General features: G+C 71.5%; 12 protein-coding genes and 3 pseudogenes. 4 read left to right on the top strand and 11 right to left on the bottom strand.

Features of this window, described 5'->3' with window-relative positions; translation table 11 throughout:
• Positions 1-261: pseudogene (locus tag G3I19_RS15270) on the top strand (TPM domain-containing protein); the annotation flags it as partial.
• Positions 262-284: 23 nt separating this feature from the next.
• Here the strand turns inward: G3I19_RS15270 and G3I19_RS37540 are convergent.
• Positions 285-750, bottom strand: a pseudogene (locus G3I19_RS37540) (Scr1 family TA system antitoxin-like transcriptional regulator).
• Between the two features lie 123 nt (positions 751-873).
• The gene (locus tag G3I19_RS15265) at positions 874-2,223 is read right to left on the bottom strand and encodes an MFS transporter (RefSeq protein ID WP_343235109.1); all 1,350 of its coding nucleotides are present in this window, start codon (positions 2,221-2,223) and stop codon (positions 874-876) included.
• 152 nt (positions 2,224-2,375) lie between these two features.
• Between G3I19_RS15265 and G3I19_RS15260 the strand changes: the two genes are divergently transcribed.
• Positions 2,376-3,266 (top strand): LysR family transcriptional regulator, encoded by an 891-nt coding sequence (locus G3I19_RS15260; protein WP_164264134.1) that lies wholly within the window; start codon positions 2,376-2,378, stop codon positions 3,264-3,266.
• A 181-nt stretch (positions 3,267-3,447) separates the two neighbouring features.
• Positions 3,448-3,573 (top strand): annotated as a pseudogene (locus G3I19_RS37535) (IS481 family transposase); the annotation flags it as partial.
• A 193-nt stretch (positions 3,574-3,766) separates the two neighbouring features.
• Here the strand turns inward: G3I19_RS37535 and G3I19_RS15255 are convergent.
• From G3I19_RS15255 to G3I19_RS15220, 8 genes are all read right to left on the bottom strand, one after another.
• Entirely contained in the window at positions 3,767-6,280 is a 2,514-nt protein-coding gene (locus tag G3I19_RS15255; RefSeq protein WP_164264133.1) for a SpoIIE family protein phosphatase, read from the bottom strand.
• 155 nt (positions 6,281-6,435) lie between these two features.
• Positions 6,436-6,840 (bottom strand): ATP-binding protein, encoded by a 405-nt coding sequence (locus tag G3I19_RS15250; protein WP_164264132.1) that lies wholly within the window; start codon positions 6,838-6,840, stop codon positions 6,436-6,438.
• A gap of 338 nt (positions 6,841-7,178) precedes the next feature.
• Positions 7,179-7,583 carry a (deoxy)nucleoside triphosphate pyrophosphohydrolase gene (locus G3I19_RS15245; protein WP_164264131.1) on the bottom strand — a complete coding sequence of 135 codons (405 nt, stop codon included), beginning with the start codon at positions 7,581-7,583 and terminating at the stop codon, positions 7,179-7,181.
• A gap of 23 nt (positions 7,584-7,606) precedes the next feature.
• Positions 7,607-7,789: an SPOR domain-containing protein gene (locus tag G3I19_RS15240; protein ID WP_164264130.1), complete on the bottom strand. Its 183-nt coding sequence runs from the start codon at positions 7,787-7,789 to the stop codon at positions 7,607-7,609.
• Between the two features lie 298 nt (positions 7,790-8,087).
• Positions 8,088-8,840, bottom strand: a complete 753-nt coding sequence (locus G3I19_RS15235; RefSeq protein WP_164264129.1) for a GntR family transcriptional regulator — start codon at positions 8,838-8,840, stop codon at positions 8,088-8,090.
• A gap of 275 nt (positions 8,841-9,115) precedes the next feature.
• Complete coding sequence (locus tag G3I19_RS15230) at positions 9,116-9,667, bottom strand: isochorismatase family protein (protein ID WP_164264128.1); 552 nt, start codon at positions 9,665-9,667, stop codon at positions 9,116-9,118.
• A gap of 8 nt (positions 9,668-9,675) precedes the next feature.
• Entirely contained in the window at positions 9,676-11,085 is a 1,410-nt protein-coding gene (locus tag G3I19_RS15225) for an MFS transporter (RefSeq protein WP_343235111.1), read from the bottom strand.
• A 191-nt stretch (positions 11,086-11,276) separates the two neighbouring features.
• A complete protein-coding gene (locus tag G3I19_RS15220; protein ID WP_164264126.1) occupies positions 11,277-11,738 on the bottom strand; it encodes a MarR family transcriptional regulator in 462 nt (153 codons plus the stop codon).
• A gap of 131 nt (positions 11,739-11,869) precedes the next feature.
• Between G3I19_RS15220 and G3I19_RS15215 the strand changes: the two genes are divergently transcribed.
• Positions 11,870-12,202 carry a YkvA family protein gene (locus G3I19_RS15215; protein WP_164264125.1) on the top strand — a complete coding sequence of 111 codons (333 nt, stop codon included), beginning with the start codon at positions 11,870-11,872 and terminating at the stop codon, positions 12,200-12,202.
• Positions 12,203-12,363: 161 nt separating this feature from the next.
• Here G3I19_RS15215 and G3I19_RS15210 read toward each other — a convergent pair whose 3' ends face one another.
• Positions 12,364-12,969 carry a TetR/AcrR family transcriptional regulator gene (locus tag G3I19_RS15210; RefSeq protein ID WP_164264124.1) on the bottom strand — a complete coding sequence of 202 codons (606 nt, stop codon included), beginning with the start codon at positions 12,967-12,969 and terminating at the stop codon, positions 12,364-12,366.
• Positions 12,970-13,209 lie beyond the last annotated feature (240 nt).

Below are 13,209 nucleotides of genomic sequence, written 5' to 3'. Positions count from 1 at the left end.
CGCCACCTGGAGGAGTCCGGAACCCTCGCCGGCACCGACCCGCGGGGCGCCCTGTCCGGGGCTCAGCAGGCGGGCTCACTGGCCGGGCAGGCCCAGTACCTGGCCGAGCAGGACGTACGGACCTACGCGGGCCGGCACGGCGGCGATCCGGGCGACGGCGTGGCCGGCGCGGTACTCGGCGGGATCGTGCTCGGGGCGGGGGGCGCCCCGGTCCGCTTCGGCGGCAGCGGAACGCGCGGCCGGATGGCCGGAGACCACTGATCAGCCGCGCACGTCACCGCGCTTCACGATGGATCGCACGGCAGCTCCTCCAACATGCGCAGGATGAATTTCCGCGACTCGGCTGGTGTCAGGGGCAAGTCACGCATGGAATCGTACCGGAGCTGCAAGTTCTCAACGGTGCTGACTTCTTCGATGAGTTCACCGCTCAGCCTATTCTCGACGTACGCAACCGTACGCCCCTCCGGCAGCCGGAGGACATCACAGTCATGTTCGCCAGACCGTGCAGTCCGGCGTTCACCGGCAACACTTGGAGGGTCACTTTGGGGCGCTCGGACACCTCAAGCAAGTGCTCAAGCTGTTCCCTCCATGCCTGCACATCGCGGCATGGGGTGCGCAGTAGTCCCAGCCGAGCCGTTCACCGAACTGCCGCAGGGTGAGGCCCCGTTCGGCGCGCAGTTTCCGTAGCTCCTCCGCGAACCGTCGGCGCGGCTCCTGGCTGCGGCTGGTGACGAGGCGTCGCTGTGGCATGGCGCTCCTTCCGGGGCGCCCGTCCCGCTCGGACGGTTCTGCCCGTAACGCCCCCACTACGCACCGTAGTTCATGCTGGGAGAGCCCGTCAGCGGAACCGCCCGGCACCGCACTCCCGGGACGTCACCCGGGGAGGCGGATCGCCAGGGCGATGAGCAGGAGTACGGCCATCCCCATGCACGCGGCCGCGGTGACCGCCCACAGTGCCCTCAGCCGGGGGCGGCCGTGCCCCCAGTTCCGCGCCCTGGGCGTGCTGCACGCCCACACCAGGCAGAGCAGGGCCGCCATCACGGCGCCCAGGACGCACACCCCGTTCCAGCCCGCGTGCGCGTGGACCGCGCCGACCAGGGCCGAGCCGATCGCGCCGCCGACGAAGTAGCAGGTCATGTACGCGGAGGTGATGCGGCCGCGGGAGTCCGGCCGCAGCGCGTAGATCAGCGACTGGTTGGTGATGTGGACGCCCTGGTGCGCCAGGTCGAGGAGCACGATTCCGGCGATCAGCGCGGCCAGGCTGTGTGCTCCCAGGGCCAGCAGCCCCCAGGAGACGAGCAGCAGCAGCGCGCTCGCCACCGTCGTCAGGGTGGTCCGGCCGCGGTCGGCCAGCCGGCCGGCCAGCTGGGCGGCGATCGCGCCCGCGGCACCGGCCAGGCCGAGCAGTCCGATCTCGGCGTCCGACCAGCCGTAGCCGGGTCCTGACAGCAGGAAGGCGAGGGAGGTCCACAGCGCGCTGAAGCAGGCGAAGGCCAGCAGGCCGATCAACGCCCGTGCCCGCAGCACCGGTTCCTCCACCAGCAGGCGGGCGGTGGAGCGCAGCAGCTGCGGGTAGTTCAGCCCGGCGTTCCCCCGGTACCGCGGGAGCGCCCGGTGGAGTGCGGCGGTCAGGACGAGCATCGCCACGGCGGCGGCCCAGTACACCGTGCGCCAGCCGCCGACGGTGGCCAGTGCGCCGGACGCGGTACGGGCGAGCAGCATGCCCAGTACCAGGCCGCTCATCACCGTACCCACGGCCCGGCCGCGCTGGTGCGGGGCTGCCAGGTCGGCGGCGAACGGCACCAGGACCTGCGCCGTCACCGAGAGGAGCCCGGTGAGCGCGGTGCCGGCCAGGAGCAGTCCGGTGTTGGGGGCGGTCGCGGTCAGGGCCAGCGAGCACGCCGTCGCCAGGGTCAGAACGCAGATCAGCCTGCGGCGTTCCAGCAGGTCACCCAGCGGGAGCAGCAGGACAAGCCCCAGGGCGTAGCCGACCTGGGCGACCGTCACCACGAGTGAGGCGCCGGTGGACGACAGATGCAGATCGCGGGCGATGGTGTCAAGGAGCGGCTGGGCGTAGTAGTTGCTCGCCACACACAGCCCTACGGCCACGGACATCAGCAGGAGCGTGCCGCGTCCCGCGCCGTCGGTGGTGGTGTCGGCACCCGGACGGAGGTCCGCGATGCCGGACGGGGACAGCGGCGAGGGGGGCGGGGAGGAAGCCACGTCCGTTTCCTTCCGGGGAGTGCTCGTACGCGGGCTGTCTGACAGCACTCGCGGAGCGGGGCGGGTCTGGGCTCCCGTTCATGCTGGCCGAGCAGCGAGGATGAGTCCAACAGATGGTTGCCATGACAGCGATCTCGTATCACGATGCATCGATGGAACTCCGCCAGCTCACCTATGCCGTCGCCGTCGCCGAGACCGGCAGCTTCACCCGCGCCGCGCACCGGTGCTTCGTGGTGCAGTCCGCGCTCAGCCACCAGATCGCCCGGCTTGAGGAGGAGTTGGGGGCCCGGCTCTTCGAACGCACCAGCCGCCGGGTGCAGATCACGCCCGCGGGCGAGGCGTTCATGGGCCCGGCCAGGGAAGCCCTGGCGGCCGTGGAGCGGGCGCGCGGCGAAGTGCTCGCGTGCGGCAGTGAGGTGCGCGGCCGGCTGAGCATCGGCACGATCACCCCGCTGGCCGCCGTGGACCTGCCGGATCTGCTCGCCGCCTACCGGGACAGGTATCCGGCCGTACGAGTCACGCTCCGCGCCCGCCTGGTCAGGGACCTGCTGCGGGAGGTGCGCGAGCACGCCTGCGACATCGCGTTCGTGGACAGCAGGCCGGAGAGCACGGCGGGGCTCGACGTGCGGGTCCTCGCGCACGAGGAGCTGGTCGCGATCGTCCCGCACGGCCACCGGCTGGCCGGGGTGCCCCGGGTCGGTCCGGCCGGGCTGGCCGATGAACCCATGGTCGACATGCCGCCGGGCTCCGGTATCCGCCGCCACAACGACGCCGCCTTCGCCGCGGCCGGGATCGTCCGGACGGTCGCCTTCGAGGCGGACACCATGGGCCTGCTGGAGCAGCTGGTGGCGCGCGGCCTCGGCACCGGGCTGGTCTCCGCCCCGACGGCCGCCCGGATGCGCGGGGTGAGCACGGTGGCGCTGACGGGTGTGCCGCCCCGGTCCGTACAGGCCGCGTGGCGCACCTCCGGGGCGTCACCTGCCACCCGGGCCTTCCTCCAGCTCCTGCGGGAACGGACCCCGGACGCCCCGGCGCCGGAGTAACGAACGACCCGACGCGGGAGCGGGTGTCCCGACGCGGGAGCGGGTGTCCCGACGCGGGAGCGGGTGTCCCGACGCGGGAGCGGGTGACCCGTCGCGGGAACGGGTGACCCGTCGCGGGAACGGGTGACCCGTCCTTCTGCGCCCCTCGCCGCTGCCCCGGGCCGGCCGGCTGTGTCACTGACTGCGCCTGGCACAGTGCGTGGTCGACGATCAATAGCCACTCCGCCGAGCGGCCGAACGCTTCCAAGTCTCACCCACCACAACAAAGAGGCGGGCCGACCGCTACCGCGAGCGGGGGCCATCAGGTCCTGGGCCGTCAGGACCGACAACGGCTTCTGCTACCGCTCGCGCACCTGTCCAACACCCGGGCCGTCGAGACGCGTTCCCTGGGTGGCTGCATGGCTACAACCGTCACCGCTACACCCCTCACCGGAGACACACCGCTCTGAAGGGGCCACCACCCGCAGGCCGTGTCCCTCATCTCCCGGGTGAGTACACACCTAGTACATGCTCAGCAACTGCTCCACACTCAGCTCCGGCGCCGACGCGCCGTCCGGCAGGGCGAGTTCGAACCAGACCGTCTTGCCGCGCGGGGTCCGCCGGGAGCCCCAGGCCGCACTCAGCATCCCGACCAGCTGGAGCCCCCGGCCGCCCTCGTCCGTGTCGCGGGCGCGGCGGCGGCGCGGCTGGACCAGGCCGGCGTCCCAGACCTCGCAGACCAGCGTCCGGTCGAGGAGCAGCCGGAGCCTGATCTCGCCCTCGCCGTACCGCAGGGCGTTGGTGACGAGTTCGCTGACCAGGAGTTCCGTCGTGTCGACCAGATCCTCCAGGCCCCAGGCGACCAGCTGTTGCCGGGCCAGTTCGCGGGCCCGGCCCACCGAGCGCGGTTCGCGGGGCAGCCGCCAGTCGCCGACCGCGTCGGACGGCAGGCCCTGGATACGGGCCATCAGCAGGGCGATGTCGTCCTCGCCGTGCTGGGTGTCCAGCGTGTTGAGCACATGGTCACAGACGTCTTCGAGCGGGCGCTCCGAGTGGGTCAGAGCGTCACGGAAGGCGCTCAGCCCCTCGTCCAGCGGATGTTCGCGGGACTCGACCAGTCCGTCGGTGTAGAGCGCGAGCAGCGCGCCCTCGGGGATCTCGACCTCGACCTCCTCGAACGGCTCGCCGCCGACGCCCAGCGGCATGCCGGGCGGTACGTCGAGCAGCAGCGCCTGCTCGCCCGGTTCGACCAGGACGGGCGGCAGATGCCCGGCATTGGCGAAGGTGCAGCGCCGGGTGACCGGGTCGTACACCGCGTAGACGGCCGTCGCGAGATAGACCTCGGAGAGGTCCGCCTCACGTGTCTTGTGCGCGGCGCGCGACGCCTGCTGGGTGCCGCTCGGGGTGCCGAGGCCGCGGGCGATCTCGTCCAGCGCTTCGAGGACTTCCGCGGGCTCCAGGTCCAGCAGGGCCAGCGTGCGTACGGCGGTGCGCAGTTCACCCATCGCGACGGCGGCCCGCAGCCCGTGCCCCATGACGTCGCCCACGACCAGCGCCGTACGGTGTCCGGGCAGCTCGATGACGTCGAACCAGTCGCCGCCCACCTCGCTCGCCGTGTTGCCGGGCAGATAGCGGCAGGCGATGTCGAGCCCGGCCGCCTCGGGGTCGCCGGGCGGCAGCAGGGAACGCTGCAGTATCAGGGCCCGTTCGTGTTCGCGGCGGTACAGCCGGGCGTTGTCCATACAGACCGCGGCGCGCGCGGCCAGCTCCACGGCCAGCGAACGGTCCCGCTCCCCGAACGGCTCGCTCCCCTTCGTACGGGAGAACTGCACCAGCCCGACCACCGTGTCATGGGCGACCATCGGCACGGCGAGAGTGGACTGGACATGGCTGCCCTGGGCGCCGGGCACCGAGCGCACCTTGCCGGTGCGCAGGGCGCTCGCGCACGGCGAGTGGAAGGCGTAGCGGTGGACGGCGCCGAGCGCGGGCCCGTCGTCCGAGTCCTTCAGCAGGACGTCGGAGACGGCGCTGGCATAGGCGACCCGGCGCAGCTCGGCGCTGCCGTCGGCGCTGCCCTTCGGTGACTCGTCGCCTGCCAGCAGCCCCTGGTACAGATCGACCGAGGCCAGATCGCAGAAGCCGGGGACGGACACGTCGAGGAGTTCACGCGCGGTGGTCTCCAGGTCGAGCGAGTTCCCTATCCGGGCGCCCGCCTCGTTGAGCAGGGCGAGATTACGCCGGGCGTTGGCGGCTTCGCGGGCCGCGACATGACGGCGTGTGACATCGGTGCCGAGCCCGGCGACACCGATGGGGGCGCCGGACCCGCTGTGTACGCGGTAGAGGTTGACCGACCAGTGCCGGCGCTCGGAGCTGCCGGGCGCGGAGCCGATCAGCTGGAGGTCGGTGACGGAGCGTCCGGTCTCCAGGACCCGCTTGAGCGCCGCGGTCATCCGGTCGGCCTCCGCGCGGGCCAGATAGTCGTGGACCGTACGGCCGCGGTGTTCCTCGACCTCGTCGCCGAAGAGCTCCGCGAACCGCTTGTTGACCCGCCGCACCGTGAGGTCCGTACCGAACAGCAGGAAGCCGAACGGAGATTGGCCGAATATGGCCTGCGAGGAAGCGAGGTCGCTCTCGATGCGCCGCAGCACCCTGACATCGACAATGATGCAGACGGCGGCCCGTCCGCCGTCGGCCGTCTCCGTGGGCATCACATACAGCTCGGCGAGCCCCTGCGCTTCGGGCCGGCCCGGCATACGGAAGGGGACCACACCGGTCCACTCCTTGCCGTCGAGGATTTCGGTGACCCTGCCGTGTCCTCTGCCGCGCACCTCCACCGGCAGGAAGACCTCGACCGGGTCCACGCCCACGGCATCGCGGGCATCCACTCCGAACAGCTCTTCGGCCCGCTTGCTCCACTGCTCCACCAGCCCGTCGGCCCCGATCGAGAACGACGCAACCCTGATGTAGTCATAGATCGAGCCGGGCGGACTGCTCTGCCATACGACATCGCCCGTCGCACCGGATATATCGCTCACGCGACCGTCCCCTCCAGCTCACCACGCACCGAACCGACCAAGGTGGCACCCGCAGTATTCAGCACTACGGACCGAACCGGCACGGCGTTCACGATCACAGCACGGTCTCAGTCACTTTCGGACACTCCGCCCGCGATCGATGTCCCACCCCTCTCCTAACCAGGCTGGGCCAGCTCGAACCACACCGTCTTGCCCGATCTGCCGCGCGCCGTCCCCCAGCGCTGCGCCGAGCAGGCCACGAGCTGCAGTCCCCGGCCGCCCTCGTCGTCGGGCCCGGCCGTCCGCTCGCGGGGCGGATCCGGGAGCGGATCCGAAACCTCCACCCGCAGCGTGGCTTGATCCAGTCGCGCGACCCTGACGCCGATGGGCCCGGACGCATGCCGCATGGAGTTGGTGACCAGCTCACTCACGAGCAGCGTGGCGATGTCACCGAACGCGCCGTCGAGCTCCCAGGTGCGCAGGGTGTCCCGAACCGCCCGGCGCGCGACGCGTACGGCATCGGGCTCGGCGGGGAAGGTCCACTCGGCGCATCCGCCTTCGGTGTCGATCAAGCCGATCACTTCCCCAGGCCGAACCACGGACATGCGCGCTGAATCAACAGGTACTAACCAGCACATACCCTGTATCGGGCATAGATATCGACTACGCCGTGCGATATGGCGCACTGAGGCACGAACGGCGCACATCAGGCCCGTTTCATCGGTGCGGCGCGGCCGGGCGTCACCCGCGCAGCGGACCGCTTCACGCGTGCGGCGCGGCTGGCGTCACCCGCTCGGCCCGGACCGTTTCACGCGTGCGGCACGGCTGGCGTCACCCGCTCGGCCCGGACCGTTTCACGCGTGCGGCACGGATTCACGTGTGCGGCACGGACCGTTTCACGCGCGCGGCCCGGCCCGTTTCATCCGTACAGCCCGGCCCGCAGTCGCCGCGCCGCCTCGGCCACCGCGGGGCGGTCCTGGTCCAGCCAGTCCACGGTGTCGATCTCGTCCGGGCCGAGCCAGCGCAGCGCGTCGTGGTCCTCCAGCGGGCGCACCTCACCCGAGACCAGCCGCGCGGCCCACACATGGAGGACGAGGCCGCGGCCGAGCGGCCACGCTCCGGGAATGCGCTCCAGAGGTTCCGTCTCGACGCCCAGTTCCTCGCGCAGTTCCCGCACCAGCGCCTGCGCGGCGCTCTCCCCCGGCTCCAGCTTCCCGCCGGGCAGCTCCCAGCGCCCGGCGAGTTCGGGCGGGGCGCTGCGGCGCGCGGCGAGCAGCCGCCCCCGGTCGTACAACGCTCCACCCACGACGACGCGATCAGCCATGGCGCGAGCCTATCGAGGCCCCGCTACTGCACGCTCTGGCTGATGCGTTCGATCCAGTACATCTGCCGGTGCCCCCGGGCGCCCAGCGTGTCGGCGGTCTTCTGCGCCTCGTCCCTCGTCGCGTACCTTCCGACGCGATAGCGGTTGCCGTTGTCGTCCTCACGTATCACTTGCCAAGGCAGCGTTGCGCTCCCGCTGTCCGTCATCGCGCGCCCCCGTCGTACGCCGGCGTGCAGGTCATTTCTGATCTCCAGGAAACCGCAGTCCGCATATGCCCGAGCGTACGCCTGACCCTTACTGAGTGATTACGTGTTTTCACAAAGAGGTACGCATCAAGCCACTCTGCAATTTCCATTGAGTACGAGACAGGGCGTCAGATGACCACCGAGCACACTATGGGCACACGAACTTCACACTTCGGCCGCTCAAGGGGGCAGCTTTCGCAGCGGGGTTCGGGCATGGCTCCGCCCAACTCCCGTCAGGGAACGGCTCGGAGTCCGCGGCTCACTTCACCGGAAGGTGGTACGCGACGCGGTAACGGTCGGCCGGGACGACGATGTCCGCCGTCTCCACCGCCCGCCCCGACGCGTAGTACGTACGGGAGATGACGACCACGACATGGCCGGGCACCCCGCCCAGCGCGAGCAGTTCCTCGGCCAGACCCGGCCGGGCGCCGACCTCCTCGACGACGTTGTCCACGACGATGTCGATCGCGGCCATCCGCTCGACGACGCCACAGCCGCCCAGCGGGCCCTCCTCGGGGAGCATCACCGGGGTGCGCCCGGTGATCGCCAGCGGCTCCCACGAGGTGGACAGCATCATCGTTTCGCCTGCGTCGCGGTAGACATACCGCGTGCGCATCACCCGCTCACCCGCCGGGACTCCGAGCCGCAGCGCGATGTCGGTGTCCGCGACCTCCTGCTCGCTGCTGGACTCCCAGGTGCCCCGCATGCTCTCGTCGGCCTGCTCCTGGCGGAACGGCGTCGCACCTTCGGGCAGCCGGTAGCCGGAGCGGGCGATCCGGCGCGGCACGAGCCGCTCCCGGACGTACGTACCCGATCCGGAGCGGCCCTCGACCAGCCCCTCGGCCATCAGCACCTTGCGCGCTTCGAGGGCGACCGTGTCGGAGACCCCGTACTCCTGGCGGATACGCGCCTGGGAGGGCAGTCGCGTGTGCGGTGGCAGCGAGCCGTCGGTGATCTTCTGGCGAAGATCACTCGCGACGCGCAAATAGGCCGGCTGCTCACCGAAAGTCACTGGCCACTCCCTATACAGGTTGACAGACCGCAACAGCGTGGCAACCGTGGGTTGTTGACCGCAAGCAGGGGCCAGAGTTTCACCCGAAGTGATGAAGGACGCCCGGCGAAACCGTTCAGCGGGAGGGCACAGCCGGTCGAATCCGTTCAGCGGGAGCCCACGGGACAGCACGGGTCCGCGCCACGGGCACGCACGGGTACGCACCGCGGGCAGCACGCGCGGACGCGGCGCACGTCCTGCTGTGCGCCGCGTCCGCGGGGTGTGACCGGGCGGGGTCAGCCGAGCAGCTTGATGACCGCGTCGGTGGTGTCGGTCTCGCCGAGGCGCGGGAAGATCCGCTCGACGGCGTTGCGGTGGGCCTCCGCGTCCATGTCGGTGACGGCGTCGGTGGCGACGGTCACGTGGTACCCGTGCTCCTGCGCCGAGCGGGCCGTCGACTCGACGCCGATGGCCGTGGCGATGCCGGCCAGGACGACCTGCGTGACGCCCCGGCGGCGCAGCTGCATGTCGAGGTCGGTGCCGTAGAAGGCTCCCCAGGTCTGCTTGGTGACGACGATGTCGCTGTCCTGCTGGTTCAGTTCGGGCACCAGGTCGGCCCAGTCCGCCGGGGGCGTGCCCTGCGGGGCGGGCGACTCGTTGCGGCCGGGCGCGCCGCCCGTGACGTGTACGAGGACGACCGGCAGGTCGTGCGCGCGGAAGGCGTCGGCCAGCCGCGCGGCCCGCTCGACGATCTCGGCGGCGGGGTGCGCGGTCGGCAGGCCGACGATGCCCTTCTGCAGGTCGACGAGGATCAGCGCGGTCCGGCTGTCGAGGGTGGTCGCTGTCATGGCATGGCTCACTTTCGGTTACGGGCACGGAGCGCCCGGTCGGAGACGGTCAGTGCGACGAGCACCAGACCGAGGACAACGGAGACGGCGGCCATCAGATGCAGCCCGCCGTCGCTCGCCCGCTGCCCGTAGGCGAGGGCGATGAGGCTCGATGCGGTGATGGCGCCGATGTACTGGGCGGTCCGCTGGAGACCGGCGGCTGAGCCGATGGCGTCGGCGGGGGCGTACTGGTAGACGGCGGCCTGGTTGCCGGTGCCGACCAGCCCCTGCGGGATACCGAAGCAGGCGCCGGTGATGAGCAGCACGGCGACCGGGGTGGCGCCGGTGGTGAGGATCAGCAGGGCGCTGCCCGCGGTGACGAGGACGGCGGCGATGGTGAGCGGTGCCCTGATCCCCTTCGTACGGGCGCCGAGCAGCGAACACACCAGCGCGGCCACCGACATGGGGAGCATGAGCAGCCCGGTGTGCAGCGAGGAGAAGCCGCGGCCGTCCTCCAGCCACTGGGTGAATCCGTACATCACGCAGTAGATGACGAGATAGCTCAGGCCGTGCCGCAGATAGGTGCGGGCGAGCGCGTGGTTGCGGCCGAGCATCCGCAGGTCGATGAAGGGGCGCGGGCACCGCAGCTGCCACCAGGTGAGGACGGCGGCGAGGACGGCTACGGGGCCGAGCAGCCACCACGCCGGGTGGGCCAGGTCCAGGAGGAAGAAGACCAGGGCGGTGAGGGTGCCGGTGAAGAGCACGATGCCGAGCGGGTCGAGCCCGGCGGGTTCACGGGCGGCGCCCGCGGCCGCGCGCCGCCCGTCGTCCTTCGGGATCCACCACATGGCGCAGACGAACGCGACGCAGGCGAGCGGCACGTTGACGGCGAAGATCGCCCGCCAGCCCCAGGTCGCGACGAGCAGCCCGCCGAGGGTGGGGCCGACCGCGGCGCTGCCGAGCCCGGCGAAGGAGAGACGGCCGAGGACCGGCCGGGGGGTGGGGCGGCCGAGCCTGCGCGACTCGGAGCGCAGTACGGCCATGGCGGCCGGGTAGGCGGCGGACGTGCCGATCCCGAGGAGCAGCCGGGAGGCGATCAGCCAGCCGAACCCGGGCGCGGCCGCACCGACGAGCCCCGAAGCGGCCACGACGGCCAGCCCGGCGAGGAAGACCCGGCGCGGGCCGATGGAATCCGCGAGCCTGCCGAGGACGGGCTGGGCGACTGCGCTGGCCAGATAGAGCACGGACACCAGCCAGACGGTGCTGGAGGCGCCGATCCCGAAGTGGTGGCCGATCGACACCAGGGCCGTGGAGATCATGGTGGTGTTGAGCGGATTGAGCAGCGAGCCGAGCAGCAGCGGGGCGGTGAGCCGGGCCCCGAACCCCGCGCCGGGTGCGGCCGGCCCGGTGGCTGTGCCGGGTGCGGCGGCGGGGGTTATGCCGGGGTCGGTGGCTATGTCGGGGTCGGCACCGGTTTCCGTGCCGGGGTCGGCACCGGTTTCTGTGCCGGAACCCGGGCCGGTGCCTGTGCTGCGGTCCGTACCCGTGGCCGACGGTGCCCCCGCCCCCGTCTCCGTACGAGTACCCGTACCCGCCGCCCCCGGACCTGCCTCCGTATCGCCGGGCCCCGTCACCTCTGCACCAGCCGGTCGAGCAGCGCGACGGCGTCGGTGAGCGTGCGCCGCTCCGCCGGGTCCAGTTCCTCGCCGATGGCGAGCGCGAGCCAGCCCTGCTTGTCGGCGCGTACGCCTTCGAGCGTGCGGCGGCCGAGATCGGTGACCGACATGACGTGCTGCCGTCCGTCGGTCGGGTCGGGGGTCCGCTCCACGAGGTCCCGGGTCTCCAGGGCGCTGACGGTCAGCCGCATGGACTGCGGTCTGACCAGCTCGGCGCGGGCCAGCGCCGCCGTGGTCATCGGCCCTTCCCGGTCCAGCAGGGAGAGCGCCGACCGCTGCGAGTGCGTCAGCTCAAGCCCGGGGGACGTCCGCCGCAGCCGCCGCGCCACGCGTCCGAGCGCGACCGAGAGCTCGGCCGCGATCTGCTCGGGGCTCGGTTCCTCGGGACTCGGTTCGTGGTGGGGGGAGGTGGCCATGGCGCCACCGTAAGAGATAGACAGGAAGCCTTGCAAGTTTCCCTGTCCACCTATCCGGCCGCCCACCGCACCGCACCGTGACGACCCCCGCCCCGCGCGTGGCGTTCCGGCCGCCGGGTACCCGTACAGCCATGGACTTCCACTCGAAAGCGCTGCTGGCGGTCATCGCGCTCGTGCTCCTGGCGACGGTGGCGCTCACGGTCGTCCTCGCCGTACGCCTGTTCCGCGCCCGGCGCCTCCTGCGCGACGCGGGCATCCCCCTCCAGAACAAGCTCGCTTTCTGGGGTGCGCTGATCTACACCGTCAGCCCGGTGGACCTGCTCCCCGACCCGGTCTATCTGGACGACATCGGCGTCCTGCTGTTCGCGCTGCACACACTGGAGCGGGCCGCGCGCCGGGGAGCCGTACGGAAACCTGGACACCCGGCGGGGAAATTCGGCGCCGTGGGGCCGCAGGGCCCGTAACCGAACCCGTGGAGGAGTCCGCCGGGGCTTCGATGAGCTGACGGCCCCCGGCGGACCGGGACACACCCGCAGGGCTGGACACCCGCAGGCTGGACATCCTCGGGGCTGGACACCCGCAGGCTGGACGTCCTCGGGGCTGGACACCCGCAGGCTGGACATCCTCAGGGGCGGACGCCCATGAACCCCTGGTCCAGGATGCGGCAGGTCTCCTCCAGGAGCCGCCCCCGTTCGGCTTCGCCGGTGCCCGTCGGGTTCATCGTGACGGTGAGCGCCGCGACGGCGGTGACGGCGCCGAGCCGGACGATGTGGGCGTCGACGGGCAGGCCGAGGCGCTCGGCGATGCCTGCCTCCACGGCCCTGACCACCTTGCGGGTGAGCTGGGTGGCCTGCGCGGCCACATCCGGATGGTTCGCCATGACCTCCCTGACGACGGTCGCCCTGCTGCCGGGCTCGGGGGCGAAGGCGGTGGTCGTCATGGCCCACACCGCGGCGCGCACGGCACTTTCGGACCGGGGCCTGTCCACGATGAGGCCCGCGATATAGGCGTCGTCGGACGCGTCCCAGGCGAGGAAGACCTCGTCCTTGGTCGCGAAGTGGTTGAAGAACGTACGGCGGGAGACTCCGGCGTCGGCGCAGATCTCGTCGATGGTCACCCGGTCCGCCCCCTGTCCGCCGGCCAGCCTGGTCGCCGAATCGCGCAGCCGCGCCGCGGTCGCCCGCTTCCGGTACTCGCGCCGGCTCGGTTCCTGTCGCCGGGATTCAGTCACGCTTCCGTCCTGTCCTGATGTCGGGATGTGCCGAGGTGTCGGGATGTGCCGAGGTGCCTGTCGCAGTGCATGTCGAGGTGCATCCCGCAGTGCCTGTCGAGGTGTCTGCCGAAGTCGCCCAACAGGTCTTTTGCACTCATTGCACCCCCAGAGTACTCTCGCGCCGAGAGTGCAATGAGTGCACTTTTGATGCCTCCCGGGCCCGTCGCCCGTCCCACCACGAGCGCCACAGGCCCCCGA

Source organism: Streptomyces sp. SID10853, assembly GCF_010548145.1.
Lineage (GTDB): Bacteria > Actinomycetota > Actinomycetes > Streptomycetales > Streptomycetaceae > Streptomyces.
The sequence above is the reverse complement of the archived record's forward strand: the minus strand, read 5'-3'. Positions and strand labels throughout refer to the sequence as shown.